This window comes from Mesocryomonas lacus, from assembly GCF_055730135.2.
The window spans coordinates 199,312-219,096 of the sequence record NZ_JBUZWE020000007.1 but is presented as its reverse complement, the minus strand read 5'-3'; the positions used below and the strand labels follow the sequence as shown (position 1 = coordinate 219,096).

Below are 19,785 nucleotides of genomic sequence, written 5' to 3'. Positions count from 1 at the left end.
GCGTTGCAGCAAGTGTCGGAGGATGAGCCGATCTCCCCCCTCGAGGGGGAGATTGCCGGCAGGCCAGAGGGGGGCGCCGTAGGGCGCTGGGGGTCCATCGACGGCGGCAAGTGAAGACGTCGGGCGTGGGCAGCGGTTCACCCCCCTCTGCCTGCCGGCATCTCCCCCTCAAGGGGGGAGATCGGCGCGTCGGGCGGCAGCGCCAGTTTCTAGGCCGTCGCTTGCGCGAAATCTGCCGGCGCTAAATCCGGCCCGGCAGGATCCGGTCGGGCGGGCGGTGGCCGTCCATCATCGCACGGATGTTGATCATCACCTTCTCGCCCATGTCGATGCGGGCCTCGATCGTCGCCGAGCCCATGTGCGGCAGCAGCACCACGCGGTGGTCCTCGGCGAGCCGCATCAGCCGCCGGTCGACCGCCGGCTCGCCCTCGAACACGTCGAGCCCGGCGCCGGCGATGCGGCCCTCCTCGATCAGGCCGATCAGCGCCGGCTGGTCGATGATGTCGCCGCGGGCGATGTTGACGATGAAGGCGTGCGACGGGATCAGCGCCAGCCGCCGCGCCGAGAGAAGATGGAAGGTCGCCGGCGTCGACGGGCAGTTGACGGAGACGATGTCCATCCGCGCCAGCATCTGGTCGAGGCTCGCCCAATAGGTGGCGCCGAGCGCCTCCTCGGTCTTCGGGCTGACGCGGTGGCGGTTGTGGTAGTGAATCTCGAGCCCGAAGGCCTTTGCCCGCCGCGCGACGGCGGTGCCGACGCGGCCCATGCCGACGATGCCGAGCTTCTTGCCGCCGAGGCGGCGGCCGAGCATGGCGGTCGGCGACCAGCCGGCCCAGGGCTCGCCGCTGATGAGGCGCATGCCGCCCTCGACCAGCCGCCGCGGCACCGCCAGGATCAGCGCCATCGTCATGTCGGCGGTGTCCTCGTTGAGAACGTTCGGCGTGTTGGTGACGAAGATGCCGCGCGCATGCGCCGCCTCGACGTCGATATTGTCGACGCCATTGCCGTAATTGGCGATCAGCTTCAGCCGCTCGCCCGCCTGCTCAATCATGGCGCGGTCGATGCGGTCGGTCACCGTCGGCACCAGCACGTCGACGCGGCGGAGCGCAGCGACGAGATCGGGCTGGCTCATCGGCTTGTCGCTGGCGTTGAAGGAGACGTCGAACAGCTCGCCCATGCGGGCCTCGATCGGCTCGGGCAGCCGGCGCGTGATCGCGACGACCGGTCTAGGGCGCTCCGTCATCGTGCCTCCTCCGCTCGCCGCTTCAAGGGCTTGTTAACCTCAACGCGCGATAATCGGACCAGTCGAGAAGTCCCGTCCATAGCAAGCCGTCCTCCCGAAAACAAAGCTTTCCGGCAGAGGTTCGGTGCCCTCGCGATGCTGCATTGCAGCATTCCGGGCGCGTTGGGGATGGTCCTGTCTCGGCAGGCCCTGTCTGGAGTGTTTCCGTTGCGTCTTCGTTCCTTCGTCCTGGCACTGGCCGGCACGGCCGCCCTCCTCGCCTCCGCCGCCATGCCGGCCCCCGCGCTCGCGCAGGAAACCGGCTCGATCACCGGCGCCTATTCCAAGCTCGCCTTGCCGCGCTTCGTCTCGCTGAAATCGGGCCGGGTGAACCTGCGCGTCGGCCCGGGCCGCGACTACGCCGTCTCCTGGCTCTACCTGAAGCCCGGCCTGCCGGTCGAAGTGGTGCAGGAATACGAGCTGTGGCGCCGGGTGCGCGACAGCGAGGGCACCGAGGGCTGGGTCTACCATTCGCTGCTGTCGGGCGAGCGCACCGCCATCGCCGCCCCCTGGCTGAAGGGCAAGAGCACGACCATCGACATGCACAACAGCGCCGGCGAGAGCGCGACGCTCGTCGCCAAGCTCGAGCCCGGCGTCATCACCAGCGTGCGCGAATGCGGCCTCGGCTGGTGCGAGGTCGAGGTCTCCGGCCGCAAGGGCTACGTCCACCAGCACGAGATCTGGGGTGTCTATCCCGACGAGCGGTTCTAGGCCATCAACGATCGGGAACCGGTCCGCACGTAGGGCCGAATGCTGAGAGAATGCTGGAGCCACATCAGCGCGGGATAGGCCGGTTACATCCGAACCCGGACGACGAAGCCCTCCTTCGCCCACTCTGATCAGCGTCCACCAAAAGCCGGAATGTCGTCATCCTCGCGCGAAGCGCGGGGACCCATGCCTCTCCGCGAACTCTGCTATTCGGCGCAGAGTTGAACGCGCTCGACCGCTCTTGGCATCATCCGGCATGACGGCATGGGTCCCCGGGGCTACGGCCCCGAGGATGACGAGGTTCGAACGCTGAGCCTCGCATCCCGTCGATCCGGCACATCACATCACGCAGGCCAACAAAAATCCCGGCTCTCTCGCGAGGACCGGGCTTTCAAAACGTCTTTGCCGCCGCGCCGAAGCGCGGCCAACTTCCAGTCTCAAGACAAGGCGTCGGCCGGACGCGCCACCTTGCGGCGCAGGCGCACGACGACGTCGACATTGACGATCTCCATGCCTTCCGGCGGCTCCGGCAGTTCCGAGAGCTTGATGCCGCCGTTCGGGATGTCGATCATCTCGTTCGCCTCTTCGAGGAAGAAGTGATGGTGATCGGAGGTGTTGGTGTCGAAATAGGTGCGCTGGCCCTCGCCGGTGAGCGGGCGGATGATGCCCACATCAGTGAACTGGTGCAGCGTGTTGTAGACGGTGGCAAGCGAGACCGGCTCGCCGGCGCGGTGCGCCTCCTCGTGCAGTTCCTCGGCCGAGAGGTGCCGGTCGCCCGATCCGAAGATCAGGTTGCACAGCGCCACGCGTTGGCGGGTCGGGCGCAGGCCCGCAGCCCGCAGCCGCTCGAACACACAGAAGAACTGTCCACGGCCCCGATTTTCCATCGTCTTGCCCACCATCTTCACGTCCATCATGCCGCGCGCCCCACCGGAGAGCGCTGATAACACCGAAGATATAGACAATTCGTGGCGAGATCACAAACGCTGCGTCGCGGCAAGATGGAGAGGCCGCCGGGAAAACGCGGTTCTTCGAGACGAGGGTCGCGGTCTGTCGTCCTATCCCCTGCAGCCCGCCTCCAGCGCCGCCAGCGCCTTGCCCGAACCGGTCAGCGGCAAGGTAACCCGGCCGGCTGGCGCCGAGACCTCGACCTTGCGGCCCTTCTTCAGGGCATCGATCATCGGCTGCAGCTCGCCGAGCGAGGCCGTGCGGGCGAGATCATGGCCTCCGTCGCCGCGCGCCACCGGGCGTGTCTCCTGCAGGAAGGCGATGTCGTTCGCCGAGACCACCACGGTATAGCTGCCATCTGTCGGCAGGCCGGCTGCAAAGCCTGAGAATCGCAGCGCGAGGCGCCCCGGCGGCAGGCCGGCGCAGCTCATCCAGATCGTCGTGAAGCCGCGGCCGGCGCCATAGCCGGCCGTCCGCGCACTCGCCCCGGCCGGCTCGGCGTGCCAGCCGCCGGCAGCCGCGGCGGGCGATGCCATGCCGGCGAGGAGAAGGCCGCAGAGGGCCGACAGGCGCAAGGTTTCAACGGGCATTGCCGCCTTTCCAGACAAGAGAAACGCCAAGGAGACTTTCATTCGCCATCCGGTGACCCTAGCTTTGCCAGCAGACATGCACGCCGGCGGCGCTGCCGGGTTTGTGTCCGGACGCACCCGTGCTAAAGGCGACGCCGAAACCGGCGTGGGGCAGCGTCCGGACGGATATGGAAGATCATGGCACCCGGCAAGACGCATTACGATTACGATGAGCTGATCACCTGCGGCCACGGCCAGCTGTTCGGACCCGGCAACGCGCAGCTGCCGCTGCCGCCGATGCTGATGTTCGACCGGATCACCGAGGTGACCACCGATGGTGGCCAGTTCGGCAAGGGTTCGATCAAGGCCGAGTTCGACGTCAATCCCGACCTCTGGTTCTTTAAATGCCATTTCGAGGGCGACCCGGTGATGCCGGGCTGCCTCGGCGTCGATGCGCTCTGGCAGCTGACCGGCTTCTATCTCGGCTGGCTCGGCGAAGAGGGCCGCGGCCGGGCGCTCGGCGTCGGCGAGGTCAAATTCTCGGGCCAGGTGACGCCGAAGGTGAAGCTCGTCGAGTACGGCGTCGAGTTCAAGCGCGTCATGCGCTCGCGTCTGAAGCTTGGCATCGCCGAAGGCTGGGTCAAGGCCGATGGCGTGCTGATCTACAAGGCGAGTGACCTGCGCGTCGGTCTGTTCAAGGACGAAGAGCCCGCCGCGGCCTGACCCCTGCGCCAGCCGCGGCCGACCGGCAAGACCGGCGGCCCGCGGCCCTGCACCACTGGAGGAATATGCGATGAAACGTGTCGTTGTGACCGGAATGGGCATCGTCTCGTCGATCGGCAACGATGTCGAGGCGGTGCTGGACTCCTTGAAGAACGCCCGCTCGGGCGTCAGCTTCGCCGAGGACTATGCGAGCCACGGCTTCCGCTGCCATGTCCAGGGCGAGCCGAACCTCGACCCGTTCGCCGTGCTCGACCGGCGCACCGCGCGCTTCATGAGCAAGGGCACCGCCTGGAACTACATCGCCATGCAGCAGGCGATCGAGGATTCCGGCCTGACGGAAGACGACATCGTCAACCCGCGCACCGGCATCATCATGGGCTCCGGCGGGCCCTCGACGCGCATCATCGTCGAGGCCGCCGAGATCACCGAGACCAAGGGCGGCCCGAAGCGCATCGGCCCGACCGCGGTGCCGAAGGCAATGAGCTCGACGGCGTCCGCCGTGCTCGCCACCCAGTTCAAGATCAAGGGCGTCAACTATTCCATCTCGTCGGCCTGCGCGACGTCCAACCATTGCATCGGCAATGCCTATGAGACGATCCAGGTCGGCAAGCAGGACGTGATCTTCGCCGGCGGCTCGGAAGACCTCGACTGGACCATGTCGAACCTCTTCGACGCGATGGGCGCGATGTCCTCCGACTTCAACGATCGGCCGACGGTGGCATCCCGTGCCTATGACAAGGACCGCGACGGCTTCGTCATCGCCGGCGGCGCGGGTGTGCTGGTGCTGGAAGAATACGAGCACGCGAAAGCGCGCGGCGCGAAGATCATCGCCGAGATCGTCGGCTACGGCGCGACGTCCGACGGACACGACATGGTCGCTCCGTCCGGCGAGGGCGCGGCGCGCTGCATGAAGATGGCGCTGGAGACGGTCGACACGGAGATCGACTATATCAACCCGCACGCCACCTCGACGCCGGTCGGCGACAAGATGGAGATCCAGGCGATCCGGGAAGTCTTCGGCAACAAGATCCCGCCGATCTCGGCGACGAAGTCGCTGACCGGCCATTCGCTGGGTGCGACGGGCGTGCAGGAGGCGATCTACTCGCTCTTGATGCTGCAGAACGACTTCATCGTGCAGTCGGCTCATATCGACGAAATCGATCCGGAGTTTGCCGACCTTCCGATCGTTCGCGAGCGGATGGACAATGTGAAGCTGAACACCGTGCTGTCGAACTCCTTCGGCTTCGGCGGCACCAATGCGACGCTGGTGTTCCGCCGCGTCGCGGACTGAAGCTCTCGCCAAACGATGTGTTGCGGGCGGACATACGACGTGCGCCCGCAACAGTCGGTGGTGTGCTATCGCTCGCGCCAAGAAGTGACCGCGGTTTTCGCGATGCGTAGAATAAGAAGGGGCCGTCCATGGGCGATCTGATGAAGGGCAAGCGCGGCCTCGTGATGGGCGTCGCCAACCACAATTCCATCGCTTGGGGCGCGGCCAAGGCGCTCGCTGCCCAAGGCGCGGAAGTGGCGCTGACCTACCAGGGCGACGCCTTTGGCAAGCGGGTGAAGCCGCTCGCCGCCGAGATCGGCTCGACGCTGCTGCTCGACTGCGACGTTGAGGACATCGCCTCGGTCGACCGGGTGTTCGAGACGCTGAAGGCCGAATGGGGCCAGATCGACTTCCTGGTGCACGCCCTCGCCTTCTCCGACAAGAACGAGCTGAAGGGCCTCTACGCCGACACCACGCGCGACAACTTCACGCGCACCATGCTGATCTCCTGCTTCTCCTTCACCGAGATCACCCGGCGCGCGACCGACATCATGGCACCCGGCGGCTCGCTGCTGACGCTGACCTATGGCGGCGCCACCCGCGTGATGCCGAACTACAACGTCATGGGCGTCGCCAAGGCCGCGCTGGAGGCCTCGGTGCGCTATCTCGCCGCCGATTACGGCCCGCGCAACATCCGCGTCAACGCCGTCTCGGCGGGCCCGGTGCGCACGCTCGCCGGCGCCGGCGTCTCGGATGCGCGGCTGATGTTCAGCTACCAGCGCAAGAACGCACCGCTCCGCCGCAACGTCAGCATCGACGAGGTCGGCGGCGCTATCCTCTACTTGCTTTCGGACCTGGCCGCCGGCGTCACCGGCGAGATCCACTACGTCGATTCCGGCTACAACATCATGTCGATGCCGGCGCTGGACGAGCTGAAGGCGCAGGAGCGCCGTGCCGTCATCGCCGAGGACGTCGACGTCGCCCAGGCCGCGAAGTAAGCATCCGCCACTGGCCTGCCCTCGGCGCCATGCGCCGGGGAGCTTTAAACGTCGGCGCTAAGCCAGCCGCGAACCGCCGGTATTGGGCGCTGCGGCCCGTCGGGCGCGTCGGCGTTTGCGGATGCCGTGGACACCGGCCGCCCCTGCCCCAAGACCCCAGCCACCGGCAAAGCCTGCCACCGCGAGAAACAGCCCGTCGGCGGTAATTGGCAGCGCCGGACGAAAATCGTCGAAGGTGCGAGCAAGGATCGTCCCGTCGGGATCGGCGAGCGCCTCGAAGGGGCGGAGCAGCGGCGCGGTGCCGGTCAGCTTCTGATAGCGCCGCTCCACCTCGTCCTGACGGGCGACCAGGCTGGCCGCATCCTCGCCCTGACGCGCCACGAAGCCATCATCAGCCGAGCGCAGCCGCGCGATCGCCGCATCGCGCTGCAGCCCCTCTAGCCGCGCACTGTCGTCGAAGCGCCGGACGATGGTGCGCAGCTCGTCGGCGGCACCGCCGAGGCGCTGCATGTACTGCTGGGTGAACTCGCTCGCCTGACTGAACAGGAAGCCGCCGAGGAGCGCGCCGACCGCGCGCACGAAAAGCGCGCTCATCGGCTCCTCCCCGCCGAAGCCTCGACAGGGCCGGCGGTCCCGGAGCCTCCGGACAAGATGGAAAGCGGCGTCATCGGACCTCGACGCGATCGGGGAAGATGATCTCGAGCTGCGTCGTCGTGCGGTGCGGAGCCGAGGCCGCGCGCCAAGCGAGGACATGCGGCATCGTGCCGTGGCGGGCGAGCGCCGCCTCGTCCTCCCAGGCCTCGATGAAGGTCAGCAGATCAGGGTCGGTGACGCTTTCGAAGAGGTCGTAGCGCAAGCATCCCGGCTCCTTCCGAGTCGCCTCGATGCAGGGCCGCGCCGCCGCCACCACCGCCGCGCGCTCGCCAGCCACCGTCTTCAGCGTCGCCACCAGATAGAGCATGCCCGTTCCCCCTCGCCTGCAGCAACCGGGCCGCGCCCGGCGCCGCCCTCGCCTCTTCATTTGGCGAAAGGCCAAGCCTTGTCCAGCGACAAAACAAAAGGCGCGCCCGTTTCCGGGCGCGCCTTTCGTCGATTCCAACGGGTGAGGAAGAGGCTTACGCCGCCTCTTCGCCGCCCTTGATCTCTTCGCCGGTCGCCTGGTCGACGACCTTCATCGACAGGCGGACCTTGCCGCGCTCGTCGAAGCCCATCAGCTTGACCCAGACCTTCTGGCCTTCCTTGACGACGTCGCTCGTCTTGGAGACGCGCTCGGCGCCGAGCTGGCTGATGTGGACGAGGCCGTCGCGGGCACCGAAGAAGTTCACGAAGGCGCCGAACTCAACGCACTTCACGACCGTACCCTCGTAGATCGCGCCGACTTCAGGCTCGGCGACGATCGAGTGGATCCACTTCTTGGCGGCCTCGATCTCCTTGGCCGAGGAGGACGCGATCTTCACCGTGCCGTCGTCCTCGATGTTGATCTTGGCGCCGGTCTTCTCGACGATCTCGCGAATCACCTTGCCGCCCGAACCGATGACGTCGCGGATCTTGTCCGTCGGCACCATCATGACCTCGATGCGCGGCGCGAACTCGCCGAGCTCGGCGCGGTTGGTCGAGAGCGCCTTGGCCATCTCGTCGAGGATGGTCAGACGACCACCCTTCGCCTGGTCGAGGGCGATCTTCATGATGTCCTCGGTGATGCCCTGGATCTTGATGTCCATCTGCAGCGAGGTGATGCCCTCGGAGGTGCCAGCCACCTTGAAGTCCATGTCGCCGAGGTGATCCTCGTCACCCAGGATGTCGGAGAGGACCGCGAAGCGCTCGTTCTCCTTGATCAGGCCCATGGCGATGCCGGCCACTGGACGGCCGAGCGGAACGCCGGCGTCCATTAGGGCGAGCGAGGTGCCGCAGACGGTCGCCATCGAGGACGAGCCGTTCGACTCGGTGATCTCGGAGACGGCGCGGATCGTGTAGGGGAAGGCTTCCTTGCCCGGCAGCATCGGACGAATGGCGCGCCAGGCGAGCTTGCCGTGGCCGATTTCGCGACGGCCCGGGGAACCCATGCGGCCGGTCTCGCCGACCGAATAGGGAGGGAAGTTGTAGTGAAGGAGGAAGGTCTCCTTGTAGGTGCCGGTCAGCGCGTCGACGAACTGCTCGTCCTCGCCGGTGCCGAGCGTGGCGACGACCAAAGCCTGGGTCTCGCCGCGGGTGAACAGCGCCGAGCCGTGGGTGCGCGGCAGGATGCCGGCCTGGGCGACGATCTGGCGGACCGTCGACAGGTCACGGCCGTCGATGCGGCTGCCGGTGTCGAGGATGTTCCAGCGGACGATCTTGGCCTGCAGCTCCTTGAAGACGGCGCCGACGACTTCCTTGGACGCCTTCGGCTCCTGGCCCTCGGGCAGGAAGTGGGCCATGACCTTCGCCTTCACCGCGTCGACGGCGGTGTAGCGGGCCATCTTGTCGGTGTTCTTGTAGGCGTCGCGCAGCTCGCCTTCGACCATTCCGAGCATCTCGGCCTCGAGGGCGGAGTTGTCGGCGACGACGTGGGTGCGGGGCTCCTTGGCGGCGAGCTCGGCCAGCTTGATGATCGCGTCGATCACCGGCTGGAAGCCGCGGTGGCCGAACATGACGGCCGAGAGCATGATCTCTTCCGACAGCTCGTGCGCCTCGGATTCCACCATCAGCACGGCCGAGTCGGTGCCGGCGACAACGAGGTCGAGTTCCGACTCCGGCATCTCGTCGACATGCGGGTTCAGCTTGAACTCGCCGTTGATGTAGCCGACGCGGGCGCCGCCGATCGGGCCCATGAAAGGCACGCCCGAGAGCGTGAGCGCAGCGGAGGCGCCGACCATGGCCAGCACGTCCGGATCGTTCTCGAGGTCATGCTGCAGGACGGTGACGACGACCTGGGTGTCGTTCTTGTAGCCTTCGGCGAAGAGCGGGCGGATCGGACGGTCGATCAGGCGGGAGACCAGCGTCTCCTTCTCGGACGGACGGCCCTCGCGCTTGAAGAAGCCACCGGGGATCTTGCCCGCGGCGAAGGTCTTCTCCTGGTAGTTGACGGTCAGCGGGAAGAAGTCGAAGCCGGGCTTCGGCTGCTTCTGCGACACGACGGTCGCGAGCACGACGGTCTCGCCATAGGTGGCGAGGACGGCGCCGTCAGCCTGGCGGGCGATGGTGCCGGTCTCGAGGGTGAGCGTGCGGCCCGCCCATTCGATTTGCACTTTGTGGGCATTGAACATGAAAATTGCCTTTGTGCTGCGACCTGCCGGCCTGGATGGGCGGCACGCTATCGCGGGGCTCTTTTAGAAGAAGCGGGTCATGGGCAAGACGGCGGGAGGCTTCGGGAAGGGCAAAACCCTTCGGCACGATCTCGTCCGGGCGACAATGCCGCGGAGCGTGCCGGGAAGCCCCCGGCAATCCTGCCCCATGACCGTTTCGGTTCGGTCGGTGCCGGCGCCCCTAAGAGGCGGCCGGGGCAGTGGGCGGCGCCCTGTGGCGAAGCCCGGAGGGCACCGCCTTGCGGCGGGGCCCGAATGCAAAACCGGCGGGCTCATCCAGAGGATGCCCGCCGATCCAAGTGCTAGCGGCGCAGGCCGAGCTTTGCGACGATGGCGGTGTAACGCGCCTCTTCCTTGCGCTTGAGGTAGTCAAGCAGGCTGCGGCGGGTAGCGACCATGCGCAGAAGGCCACGACGCGAGTGGTTGTCCTTCTTGTGCGACTTGAAGTGTTCGGTCAGGTTGTTGATGCGCTCGGAAAGCAGCGCGACCTGGACTTCCGGCGAACCGCTGTCGCCTTCGGAGGTGGCGTATTCCTTGATGACTTCGGTCTTGCGCTCAGGCGTGATCGACATCGGGATGCCCTTTCTGATCGGGAGGGTATGGGTCGCCCAGGGCAGGGATGTCGTCCAGCCCGGGCCATGAAAACGCGGGCACCTCACTGCGAGGCGCCGGGCGCTGGCCGCGGTATAGGCCAAATGCCAGGGAAATACCAGAGCCCGGCAAAGGGCAAGGCGGCGGCGCGCGGAAACGGCGCTGCCCGCGAGGCGCTAGCTTAATCCCGATCGACCAATCCCGACGAACTGCAGCAGACCCCTCACGGGTTCTTTAGAGCTTAGCTGCATAACAAGGGCGAGATTTCGAAGCGAGCGACATGGCAGCCCTTCACCGACAGCTTCTTCTACGACTGACCATTCCGGTCGCCGCGCTGGTGTCGCTGTTGCTGGGGGCCATGCTGACGACCATCCTCTGGGTCGCCTCCTACCAGACGGAGGTCGCGCGCGAGATGCAGGTGAAACTTGCCGGCGGAGCAATCTCGGTCCGGGGCCAGCAGCTCGGCAAGTCGGTGCTGGATTACGGCACCTGGAACAGCGTCGTGGACCACGTTATCGACGCGGACGACAAGGCCTGGGCCGACGAGAACATCGGCGAGGTGACGTTCCAGAATTTCGGCTTCGATGTGAGTGCCGTCTACGACGCTTCGGGACGCACGCGGTATGCGGCGATCGGCGGAAAGCGGACGGATCACGCCATCGACACCGTCCTGACCGGCGGCTTCCGGGAACTCGTTGCCCGGCAGCGTGCGGGCAGCCCCATGGCGTCCACGACGGGTCTTGTCCTCGCCGACGGCTTGCCGGCGATCGTGGCCGTCAGCGCCATCCGGCGCTTCGAGACCGCGGTCGTCGAAGGCGGGCCGCAGGATCTCTTGGTCTTCGTCGACCTGATCGATCCGGTGCTGCTGGAAGAACTCAGCCAGATCTACCTTCTGCCGCACCTCCGGCTCGTCCCCGCCGGAGAAAGCATCGACGCAAGCACTCCGCTGCAGACGGCGGACGGCAGGATCGCCGCTCATCTCACATGGGACGAAGCGCGACCGGGCGATACCTTGCTGCGGACGGCCCTGCCGGTCTGGGGAATTCTGGCGCTTTGCTTCGGCGCCCTCACCACCATCGTGCTGCGGCAGACAAAGCGGGCTGCCCGGATGATCGCCGACGGCGAAAGACGGGCGACTCACGATACGCTGACGGGGCTGCCCAACCGCGTGCTGTTCTTCGATCACCTCGACCGGGCGCTGCGGATCGCCATGGCGGGCGGCGCAAGGTTCGCCGTGCTCTACCTCGACCTCGATGGCTTCAAGGCGATCAACGAGGGGCATGGGCACGACGCAGGTGATGCGGTGCTGTGCGCGGTCGCGGCCCGGATCAAAAGCGAGATCGCCGGGCATGATCTCGTCGCCCGGCTGGGCGGCGACGAGTTCGCGCTGATTCTCACGCTCGGCGGTCGGTCCGGCGAGATCGTCGACATCGGCGAGAACATCATCCTGGCGATCTCCGCGCCCGTCGTTCTGCCAACCGGCGAGGCCGTGCGGGTGGCCGCAACGATCGGCGCCACCTTGGCGCCGGAGGATGCGGCCGACCCTCTTCTGCTGCTTCGCTATGCCGACCAGGCCTTGCTGCTTGGCAAGCGAAACGGCAAGGGCCATGTCCGGCTTCACGCCAACTGGCCGTTGCAGCGCGCCAGCTAAGCCGGCGCGGCGGGTATCCCTAACCCCGGCCGCCGAAGACCCGGTGCGGCTTGAACGAGCCCTCTTCCACCGCGCCGAGCGCGATGAGCTTGCCATGGCCGGTGGCATAGGCCTCTTCGCAGAAGGCCGGCGCGTCGCGGCCGCGCAGGAGGACGGGGTTGCCAGAGAGGACGCGGCCGACCTGTTCGTCGGTCAGCGTCACCTCGTAGAGGTCCGTCAGCGCCAGCGCGGCGTCGAGGATGTATTCGTCGAGGCCGTCGAAGACCACGACTCGGGCACTGGCGCCGGCGGCGATTTCCTCCTCGCCGAGGGTCTCGCGGCCCTCGTCGGCGGCAAGCTCGAGATCGGCGAGCGTCACCATGTCCTCTTCGTTGAAGCCACCGACGGAGACGCGCCGTAGATCGGTGACGTGGCCGTAGCAGCCGAGGTCCTGGCCAAGATCGCGGGCGATCGAGCGGACATAGGTGCCTTTGCCGCATTCGGCCTCGAACACGGTCGCATCCGAGCCGATCATCTCGACCAGCTCGAGCCGGTGGACGGTGACGGTGCGCGCCGCGATCTCCACCACCTCGCCCTCGCGCGCGAGATCATAGGCGCGATTGCCGTCGATCTTGATCGCCGAGAACTGCGGCGGGATCTGCTGGATCTCGCCGGTATAGTCGGCCATCGCAGCGCGGATCGCCGCCTCGTCCGGCCGGGCGTCGGAGCTGTGCACTGCCGGCCCCTCGGTGTCGTCGGTCGTGGTCTGGGTGCCCCACTGCACGGTGAAGCGATAGACCTTGCGCCCGTCCATGACGTAGGGAACCGTCTTGGTGGCGTCGCCCAGCGCGATCGGCAGCATGCCGGACGCCAAGGGATCCAGCGTGCCAGCATGGCCGGCCTTCTGGGCGAAATACAGCCACTTGATCTTCGAAACCGCCTCGGTCGACCCCATGCCTTTCGGCTTGTCGAGGATCACCCAGCCGGAAACCGGCCGGCCCTTCGGCTTCTTGCCGCGTCGTGCCATGCTACTGCAGTACCTCTGGTGCCTTGGACATCAGGTCGGCGGTCTTGGCGCGGCACTCGGCCGGCAGCTTCTGCTTCTTGCCGAGCTTCTGGTAGCCGCGCTGCTGCATGCGCTCGGCCGACAGGCGGCCGGCGAAGGTGGTGGTCGCGTTGTGCGAGCCGTAGTCGTCGCCCAGCGCCTGGACCAGCATCGGGTCGAGCGCCGCCATCGGCGGGACGGAATTGCGGATCGCCTCTTCCATCGCCTTGGTGGCTTCGGCGGAGTAGACGATCTCGGCGATCTTCGTCGCGATCGGGTCGGGCGTGCGCAGCGAACGGTCTAGCGAATAGGGCAGGCCCGACTCCTCGATCATCGTCACTAGGGCGCGGGCATCGTCCGAATCCATCGACCGGGCATTCATGTAGAGCTGGTGGCGTTCGCCCGGCGATTTCGCGCCCAGCTTGTCTTCGGTCCATTTCATCAGATCATTCCTTCTCTTCGTCGTCTTCAAGGTCCCTGGCAACTTCCGGCGAGCGGAGCAGCGCATCGATGCGCGCATAGTTGTCGAAGGACGTGTCGGGCCGGAAGCGGACTTCCGGCATGTGTTTCATCTGCCGGAGCGCCGGGCCGAGCTTGCCGCGAAAAAACTTCGCCTGGCGGTTCAGCGCGTCGACATAGGCGTCGATCTCGGTCTGGCCGAGAATGGTGACAAAAGCGGTGCCGAGCTTCAGGTCGGTCGACATGCGGACCTCCGACACCGAGACCAGAACGTTCTTCAGCACCGGGTCGTTCAGCTCCTCGCGGGCGAGGATCTCGGTCAGCGCCTTGCGCACCATCTCACCGATGCTGAGCGCGCGCTGCGTCGGACCTTGGTCCTTCCTGCCTGCCATCAAAACTCTCCTGTTCGGGTCGTGCGACGTCCGGCGGCGGACGCTTATGCCCGCTGGCCAAATACCCGCGCTCGCCCGTCATTGATCCAGCTGCCCGGCGATCTCACCGCGTCGCGCCGGACGGACTGGCATGCCGACCCATCGCCGGCCACCGCACAAAGGGGTTCGGATGAGCGCCCGAACCTTTAAATTCTGCTTTTCAAACAACTGGCAAGGGGCCCGGATCGCGAGATCCCGGCCCCTTTTCCTGTTCGATCGGTGACGGCGCTAGAGCGTGCGCGCGACGTGTTCGACGCGGAAGCACTCGATGACGTCGCCCTGGCGCATGTCTTCGTACTTCTCGAAGGCCATGCCGCACTCCTGGCCCGACGGCACTTCGGACACTTCGTCCTTGAAGCGCTTGAGCGTCGAGAGCTTGCCCTCGTGGATGACGACGCCGTCGCGGATGAGGCGGACGCCCGCACCGCGCTCGACCTTGCCCTCGGTGATCCGGCAACCCGCGACCTTGCCGACCTTGGTGATGTGGAAGACCTCGAGGATCTCCGCATTGCCGAGGAAGGTCTCGCGGCGCTCCGGCGAGAGAAGGCCCGACATCGCCTGCTTCACGTCATCCACGAGGTCGTAGATGATGTTGTAGTAGCGGATCTCGATGCCCTCGCGCTCGGAAGCCGTCCGCGCCTGGGCGTTCGCCCGGACGTTGAAGCCGATGATCGCGGCATTGGAGGCCGAGGCCAGCGTGATGTCGGACTCGGTGATCGCGCCGGCGCCCGAATGGACGATCCGGGCCCGGACCTCGTCGGTGCCGAGACGGTCGAGGGCGGTGATGATCGCCTCGACCGAACCCTGCACGTCGCCCTTGATCAAGAGCGGGAACTCCTTGAGCCCCGTATCCTGCAGCTGCGACATCATCTGCTCGAGCGAGCCGCGCTGGCCGGCGGACTTCGCCACCTGCTTCTCGCGCGTCAGGCGCTGGCGGTACTCGGCGATCTCGCGGGCACGGGCCTCGTCGGCCACCACTGCGAAGCGGTCGCCGGCCTGCGGCGTGCCTTGCATGCCGAGCACCTCGACCGGGGTCGAGGGACCCGCGGCCTTCAGCTGCGCGCTCTTGTCGTCGACAATCGCGCGGACCTTGCCCCAGACGTCGCCGGCGACGACGATGTCGCCGATCTTCAGGGTACCGGACTGGACGAGAACAGTCGCAACCGGGCCACGGCCCTTGTCGAGCTGCGCCTCGATGACCACGCCCTCGGCGGTGCGGTCGGGATCAGCCTTCAGCTCGAGCAGCTCGGACTGCAGCTGGATGGCCTCCAGCAGCTTGTCGAGGTTGAGCCCGGTCTTTGCGGAGACCTCGACGTCGAGGACCTCGCCGCCCATGGATTCGACGAACACCTCGTGCTGAAGGAGCTGCGTGCGAACCTTCTGGGCGTCGGCCGAGGACTTGTCGATCTTGTTGATCGCCACGATGATCGGAACGCCGGCAGCCTTGGCATGGCTGATCGACTCGATCGTCTGCGGCATCACGCTGTCGTCGGCGGCCACCACCAGGATGGCGATATCGGTCGCCTGCGCACCACGGGCGCGCATCTGGGTAAAGGCGGCATGGCCCGGCGTGTCGATGAACGAGATCTTGTAGCCGTCGTGCTCGACCTGGTAGGCGCCGATGTGCTGGGTGATGCCACCGGCCTCGCCCGACACGACGTTGGTCTTGCGAATCGCATCGAGCAGCGAGGTCTTGCCGTGGTCGACATGGCCCATGATGGTCACGACCGGCGGCCGCGGCACGAGGTTCTCGACATTGTCGGCGACGTTGAAGATGCCTTCCTCGATGTCGGCGGCGGCGACGCGCTTGGCGACGTGGCCGAATTCGGCGGCGATGAGCTCAGCAAGATCGGCGTCGATCACGTCGCTCGGCTTCATCATCTGGCCCTGCGCCATCAAGAACTTGATGACGTCGACGGCCCGCTCCGACATGCGGTTGGCGAGTTCCTGGATGGTGATGGTTTCTGGGATGGTAACCTCTCGCGCGATCTTCTCGCGCTGTTGATTCATCTGCGAGCGCTTAAGCTTGTCCTGGCGACGGCGCATCGACGAGAGCGAACGCCCTCGGGCGCCCTCCTCGGACGTCAGCGCCTTGTCGAGGGTCAGCTTGCCCTTGCGGCGATCTTCCTCGGTACGGGCCCGGGTCGGCTTGGCCACCTCGACCTTGACGGGACGGCGCGCGCCGGCCGGACCGCCGCGCGAACGTGAGGCGACCTCTTCCAGCTCGCCATCGGCGCGGCGGGTTCCCTTGACGACTTCGCCACGGGCCGGCCGGACGGCCGGATCCTCGCCGGGAACGTTCGACACCGGCGGCTGCGCGATGTTCGACGGCCGGCGGGCGGCCTCGTCCTCGGCCTTGCGGCGGGCGGCCTGCTCGGCCTCGAGGCGGGCTGCCTCCTCGGCCTGGCGGCGCTCGCTCTCTTCGCGCTCGGCACGGCGACGCTCGTCGTCGGCGATGCGGCGGGCTTCATCGGCCAGGAAAAGGCGACGCTCTTCGGCCTCGCGCTGCTTGGCGAGCTCGAGCGCCCGGCGACGGGCGTCCATCTCACGCGACGACAGATCGTTCAGCACGGCGCCGCGCGGCTGGCGGGCGGCCGGCGCTCCGGAAGCGCCGGGACGCTGCGCCGGAGCACCCGGACGACCCGACTGGGCCGGCTGGCCCGGACGGTTCTGCTGGGGCGACTGACCGGGACGCGACGGCTGCGGCGACGCCGAGCGGTTCGAGGCGGGGTAGCTGCCGGACGGGCGCGGCTGGTTGGCCACGGGCACGGCCGGACGCTGCGGCTCGGTCCGCGCAGTCGGAGCAGGCGTCGGTGCGACCGGCGCCGGGGCAGCAGGCGCTGCCGCGACGGGCGCTGCCGGTGCGACGGCAACTGGGGCAACCGGCGCTGCGGCGGTCGGCGCAGGTGCCGCTTCGGCGACGGGCTCGGCGGGGGCCGGTGCCTTGGCCTCGGGCGCGGCGACGGGCGCCTCGGCCTTCACCGGCTCCGGTGCCTTGGCCTCGGGGGCCTCGACCGGCGCCTTGGCGACGACGGCTTCCGCCGGCGCTGCCGCCACGGGCTCTGCCGCAGCGGGCTGCGGCGCTGCGGGCGCCTCGGCCTTGGCTTCGACGGGCGTCGGCTCGGCTGCCGGCGGCGCCTTGGCGGCCTCCTTCAGCGAAGCGGCCAGCGCGGCGGCGCGGTCCGGCGACAAGGCCGGAACGGGCGCATCCTGGGGACCAAGGATCCGACGCTTCTTCGTCTCGACCACGACGTTGTTCGTCCGGCCGTGCGAGAAGTTCTGGCGCACGGTCGACTGCTGAACACCACTGGGCTTCAGCGTCAGGGTCTTCTTCGGTGTCACGCTCAGCGTCTTGTCGTCGCCGGATTTCGTGTCGTTCATTTACGCTTCCGCTTCCTGCGCGGGATCGATCCCGCACCCACCATCCATGCCGGAGGCCGCCTGCAAAGGTCGCCCCGAATTCGTCTTAGCCGCGACATCCGAGCTTTCCGGCCCATCGGCCTCGCTGGATATCGCCTGGGGGCCGTGACCCCGATATTTCGACAACGCTTCCAAACGTTTCAGAAGCGCCGTACCCGCATCACCGGCAAGGACGGCTGCATGTATCACATTACCCCCGCCAAAGGCCAAACCCATTTCATCCGCCGTGAAGGCATTGAAAACGGGGATGTCTTTCGCGGCACCACTGGCGACCGACGCAAGCCGCGCGCCGGTCAGTTTTCGTATGCCGTCGGCCGCAGCATCATCGGCATGCAACACCGCCAAGGCTTGGCCCGAACGGATCGCGATGTCGACCTTGGTCGCCCCGGTCACCAGCTGCCCTGCCTTGCGGGCGAGGCCCATGAAGCCCAGCGCCGAACGGCGAAACATCTCGTCGACCTCGGCGCCGAGGCTCTCCTTGCTTTTCACTTCACTCTTCAGAGCCCGGCGGAAAAGCTTGCGCTTCACCGCCAGGTCCACCGCCGTCCGGCTCGCCGCGACATGTGCGCCGCGCCCAGGAAGCCGGCGCTTGAAATCGGCAACGACCGAACCGTCGGGCGCTGCCACGAAGCGAATGAGATCGCCGGCCGCATAAGTTTGGCGGGTGACGATGCACATGCGCGGATTCACGGGACCCTCCAGGGTGTCGTCGGGATGACGCCCTTCCAAGGCATCATCGGGATCCACGGCATGCACAGGCACCTCGCTCGGCTGATCGGTCATCGCGCTACGCCCGAAGTTCGTTCGAACCGCCGTCTCAGACCGCCTCGGCCGCCTCTTCCTCTTCCTCGTCGACCACCGGTCCGGCCATGTCGGCCTCGGTGATCCAGCCCGCCTTGAGGCGCGCCTTCATGATCATGCCCTCGGCGTCGACGCGGCTGATCTCGAAGGGCGTGAGCGCCCCCGGGAACCGCTTGGTCTCGCCGTCCTTGCGTTCGGTCCAGCCGACAAGGTCATCAGCGGCGCAGCCGGCGAAATCCTCGATCGTCTTCACGCCGTCTTCGCCCAGCGCCACCAGCATCGGCGTCGTCAGGCCCTCGATCTCGCGCAGCTCGTCCTCGACGCCGAGCGCCTTGCGTTTGTCGTCGAACTCGGTCTCGCGCCGCTCGAGGTATTCCTGGGCGCGGGCCTGGATCTCTTCGGCAGTCTCGGAGTCGAAGCCCTCGATCGCCGCGACTTCCGCGGGGTCGACATAGGCGACTTCCTCGACGGTCGCGAAACCCTCGGAGGCCAGCAGCTGTCCGACGACTTCGTCGACGTTCAGCGCGTTCATGAACAGGTCGGAGCGCTCGGCGAATTCCTTCTGGCGGCGCTCGGATTCTTCCTGCTCGGTCAGGATATCGATGTCCCAGCCGGTCAGCTGCGAGGCGAGGCGGACGTTCTGTCCGCGACGACCGATCGCAAGGGATAGCTGGTCATCCGGGACCACGACTTCAATGCGCTCGGCATCTTCGTCGAGCACGACCTTCGACACTTCCGCCGGCTGAAGGGCGTTGACGAGGAAGGACGCGGCATCCGGCGACCAGGGAATGATGTCGATCTTTTCGCCCTGCAGCTCGGCGACGACCGCCTGAACGCGGGAGCCACGCATGCCGACGCAGGCGCCGACCGGATCGACCGAGGAATCGCGGCTGACCACGGCGATCTTGGCGCGCGAGCCGGGGTCGCGGGCGACCGACTTGATCTCGATGATGCCGTCGTAGATTTCCGGCACTTCCATGGTGAAGAGCTTCGCCATGAACTGCGGATGGGTGCGCGACAGGAAAATCTGCGGGCCGCGCTGCTCGCGGCGGACGTCGTAGACGAAGGCGCGGACGCGGTCGCCATAGCGGAACAGCTCGCGCGGGATCTGCTCGTCGCGGCGGATGATGCCCTCGCCCTTGCCGAGGTCGACGATGACGTTGCCGTATTCGACGCGCTTGACGGTGCCGTTGACGATCTCGCCGATGCGGTCCTTGTATTCCTCGAACTGCTTGTCGCGCTCGGCGTCGCGGACCTTCTGGACGATGACCTGCTTGGCGGACTGGGCGGCGATGCGGCCGAAATCCATCGGCGGCAGCTGCTCGGCGATGAAATCGCCCGGCTCGGCATCGGGGTTCTTGTCGCGGGCGAGATCGAGATAGATCTGCGTCGCGGGATCCTCGACCTCCTCGACCACTTCCAGGAGCCGCTGCAACTTCATCTCACCGGTCTTGGTGTTGATGTCGACGCGGATATTGGTCTCCTGGCCGTACTTCGAGCGCGCGGCCTTCTGGATCGCGTCGGCCATCGCCTCGATCACGATCTCGCGGTCGATCGACTTTTCGCGCGCGACGGCGTCCGCGATCTGCAGAAGCTCGAGCCTGTTCGCACTGACTGCCATCAAATCTC

The 19,785-nt window shown here is 67.0% G+C and carries 17 protein-coding genes and 1 pseudogene; 5 read left to right on the top strand and 13 right to left on the bottom strand.

Features of this window, described 5'->3' with window-relative positions; all coding sequences use genetic code 11:
• Positions 1-241: 241 nt before the first annotated feature.
• Positions 242-1,243, bottom strand: coding sequence for a 2-hydroxyacid dehydrogenase (locus ACZLZY_RS13360; RefSeq protein ID WP_472934406.1), 1,002 nt, complete (start codon positions 1,241-1,243; stop codon positions 242-244).
• 198 nt (positions 1,244-1,441) lie between these two features.
• On the opposite strand from ACZLZY_RS13360, the gene ACZLZY_RS13355 reads away from it, so the two are divergent.
• Entirely contained in the window at positions 1,442-1,993 is a 552-nt protein-coding gene (locus ACZLZY_RS13355; protein WP_472934405.1) for an SH3 domain-containing protein, read from the top strand.
• A gap of 434 nt (positions 1,994-2,427) precedes the next feature.
• Here the strand turns inward: ACZLZY_RS13355 and irrA are convergent, their stop codons facing one another.
• Positions 2,428-2,877 (bottom strand): iron response transcriptional regulator IrrA, encoded by a 450-nt coding sequence (gene irrA / locus ACZLZY_RS13350; protein WP_472934466.1) that lies wholly within the window; start codon positions 2,875-2,877, stop codon positions 2,428-2,430.
• 171 nt (positions 2,878-3,048) lie between these two features.
• The gene (locus ACZLZY_RS13345; RefSeq protein ID WP_472934404.1) at positions 3,049-3,528 is read right to left on the bottom strand and encodes a hypothetical protein; all 480 of its coding nucleotides are present in this window, start codon (positions 3,526-3,528) and stop codon (positions 3,049-3,051) included.
• A gap of 177 nt (positions 3,529-3,705) precedes the next feature.
• Between ACZLZY_RS13345 and fabA the strand changes: the two genes are divergently transcribed.
• The 3 genes from fabA (at position 3,706) to fabI (ending at position 6,498) form a co-directional block, all read left to right on the top strand.
• The gene (gene fabA, locus ACZLZY_RS13340) at positions 3,706-4,230 is read left to right on the top strand and encodes a 3-hydroxyacyl-[acyl-carrier-protein] dehydratase FabA (RefSeq protein WP_472934403.1); all 525 of its coding nucleotides are present in this window, start codon (positions 3,706-3,708) and stop codon (positions 4,228-4,230) included.
• A gap of 70 nt (positions 4,231-4,300) precedes the next feature.
• Positions 4,301-5,521: a beta-ketoacyl-ACP synthase I gene (fabB, locus tag ACZLZY_RS13335; protein WP_472934402.1), complete on the top strand. Its 1,221-nt coding sequence runs from the start codon at positions 4,301-4,303 to the stop codon at positions 5,519-5,521.
• Positions 5,522-5,649: 128 nt separating this feature from the next.
• Positions 5,650-6,498, top strand: a complete 849-nt coding sequence (gene fabI / locus ACZLZY_RS13330) for an enoyl-ACP reductase FabI (protein WP_472934401.1) — start codon at positions 5,650-5,652, stop codon at positions 6,496-6,498.
• A 57-nt stretch (positions 6,499-6,555) separates the two neighbouring features.
• Here fabI and ACZLZY_RS13325 read toward each other — a convergent pair whose 3' ends face one another.
• The 4 genes from ACZLZY_RS13325 to rpsO form a co-directional block, all read right to left on the bottom strand.
• Entirely contained in the window at positions 6,556-7,092 is a 537-nt protein-coding gene (locus ACZLZY_RS13325) for a DUF2937 family protein (protein WP_472934400.1), read from the bottom strand.
• 70 nt (positions 7,093-7,162) lie between these two features.
• The gene (locus tag ACZLZY_RS13320) at positions 7,163-7,459 is read right to left on the bottom strand and encodes a putative quinol monooxygenase (RefSeq protein WP_472934399.1); all 297 of its coding nucleotides are present in this window, start codon (positions 7,457-7,459) and stop codon (positions 7,163-7,165) included.
• 154 nt (positions 7,460-7,613) lie between these two features.
• Positions 7,614-9,740 (bottom strand): polyribonucleotide nucleotidyltransferase, encoded by a 2,127-nt coding sequence (gene pnp, locus ACZLZY_RS13315; RefSeq protein WP_472934398.1) that lies wholly within the window; start codon positions 9,738-9,740, stop codon positions 7,614-7,616.
• A 341-nt stretch (positions 9,741-10,081) separates the two neighbouring features.
• Positions 10,082-10,351 carry a 30S ribosomal protein S15 gene (rpsO, locus tag ACZLZY_RS13310; protein ID WP_472934397.1) on the bottom strand — a complete coding sequence of 90 codons (270 nt, stop codon included), beginning with the start codon at positions 10,349-10,351 and terminating at the stop codon, positions 10,082-10,084.
• Between the two features lie 299 nt (positions 10,352-10,650).
• On the opposite strand from rpsO, the gene ACZLZY_RS13305 reads away from it, so the two are divergent.
• The gene (locus tag ACZLZY_RS13305; RefSeq protein ID WP_472934396.1) at positions 10,651-12,021 is read left to right on the top strand and encodes a diguanylate cyclase; all 1,371 of its coding nucleotides are present in this window, start codon (positions 10,651-10,653) and stop codon (positions 12,019-12,021) included.
• A 19-nt stretch (positions 12,022-12,040) separates the two neighbouring features.
• On the opposite strand, the gene truB is transcribed toward ACZLZY_RS13305, so the two are convergent.
• From truB to nusA, 6 genes and pseudogenes are all read right to left on the bottom strand, one after another.
• Positions 12,041-13,027, bottom strand: coding sequence for a tRNA pseudouridine(55) synthase TruB (gene truB / locus ACZLZY_RS13300; protein ID WP_472934395.1), 987 nt, complete (start codon positions 13,025-13,027; stop codon positions 12,041-12,043).
• A gap of 1 nt (position 13,028) precedes the next feature.
• Positions 13,029-13,487, bottom strand: coding sequence for a hypothetical protein (locus tag ACZLZY_RS13295; protein WP_472934394.1), 459 nt, complete (start codon positions 13,485-13,487; stop codon positions 13,029-13,031).
• 4 nt (positions 13,488-13,491) lie between these two features.
• Positions 13,492-13,896, bottom strand: coding sequence for a 30S ribosome-binding factor RbfA (gene rbfA, locus ACZLZY_RS13290; RefSeq protein ID WP_472934393.1), 405 nt, complete (start codon positions 13,894-13,896; stop codon positions 13,492-13,494).
• 267 nt (positions 13,897-14,163) lie between these two features.
• Positions 14,164-17,316: a translation initiation factor IF-2 gene (infB, locus tag ACZLZY_RS13285; RefSeq protein WP_472934392.1), complete on the bottom strand. Its 3,153-nt coding sequence runs from the start codon at positions 17,314-17,316 to the stop codon at positions 14,164-14,166.
• Positions 17,317-17,427: 111 nt separating this feature from the next.
• Positions 17,428-18,045, bottom strand: a pseudogene (locus tag ACZLZY_RS13280) (RNA-binding protein); the annotation flags it as partial.
• 127 nt (positions 18,046-18,172) lie between these two features.
• Positions 18,173-19,777, bottom strand: coding sequence for a transcription termination factor NusA (gene nusA, locus ACZLZY_RS13275; RefSeq protein WP_472934391.1), 1,605 nt, complete (start codon positions 19,775-19,777; stop codon positions 18,173-18,175).
• Between the last annotated feature and the right edge of the window lie 8 nt (positions 19,778-19,785).

Excerpts from the sequence above, each read along its gene's own strand:
- nusA (WP_472934391.1), bottom strand. The coding sequence starts at position 19,777 with ATGGCAGTCAGTGCGAACAGGCTCGAGCTTCTGCAGATCGCGGACGCC.
- irrA (WP_472934466.1), bottom strand. The coding sequence starts at position 2,877 with ATGGAAAATCGGGGCCGTGGACAGTTCTTCTGTGTGTTCGAGCGGCTG.
- pnp (WP_472934398.1), bottom strand. The coding sequence starts at position 9,740 with ATGTTCAATGCCCACAAAGTGCAAATCGAATGGGCGGGCCGCACGCTC.
- ACZLZY_RS13295 (WP_472934394.1), bottom strand. The coding sequence starts at position 13,487 with ATGAAATGGACCGAAGACAAGCTGGGCGCGAAATCGCCGGGCGAACGC.
- ACZLZY_RS13320 (WP_472934399.1), bottom strand. The coding sequence starts at position 7,459 with ATGCTCTATCTGGTGGCGACGCTGAAGACGGTGGCTGGCGAGCGCGCG.
- fabA (WP_472934403.1), top strand. The coding sequence starts at position 3,706 with ATGGCACCCGGCAAGACGCATTACGATTACGATGAGCTGATCACCTGC.
- truB (WP_472934395.1), bottom strand. The coding sequence starts at position 13,027 with ATGGCACGACGCGGCAAGAAGCCGAAGGGCCGGCCGGTTTCCGGCTGG.
- ACZLZY_RS13305 (WP_472934396.1), top strand. The coding sequence starts at position 10,651 with ATGGCAGCCCTTCACCGACAGCTTCTTCTACGACTGACCATTCCGGTC.
- ACZLZY_RS13325 (WP_472934400.1), bottom strand. The coding sequence starts at position 7,092 with ATGAGCGCGCTTTTCGTGCGCGCGGTCGGCGCGCTCCTCGGCGGCTTC.
- infB (WP_472934392.1), bottom strand. The coding sequence starts at position 17,316 with ATGAACGACACGAAATCCGGCGACGACAAGACGCTGAGCGTGACACCG.
- fabB (WP_472934402.1), top strand. The coding sequence starts at position 4,301 with ATGAAACGTGTCGTTGTGACCGGAATGGGCATCGTCTCGTCGATCGGC.
- fabI (WP_472934401.1), top strand. The coding sequence starts at position 5,650 with ATGGGCGATCTGATGAAGGGCAAGCGCGGCCTCGTGATGGGCGTCGCC.
- ACZLZY_RS13345 (WP_472934404.1), bottom strand. The coding sequence starts at position 3,528 with ATGCCCGTTGAAACCTTGCGCCTGTCGGCCCTCTGCGGCCTTCTCCTC.
- rpsO (WP_472934397.1), bottom strand. The coding sequence starts at position 10,351 with ATGTCGATCACGCCTGAGCGCAAGACCGAAGTCATCAAGGAATACGCC.
- rbfA (WP_472934393.1), bottom strand. The coding sequence starts at position 13,896 with ATGGCAGGCAGGAAGGACCAAGGTCCGACGCAGCGCGCGCTCAGCATC.
- ACZLZY_RS13360 (WP_472934406.1), bottom strand. The coding sequence starts at position 1,243 with ATGACGGAGCGCCCTAGACCGGTCGTCGCGATCACGCGCCGGCTGCCC.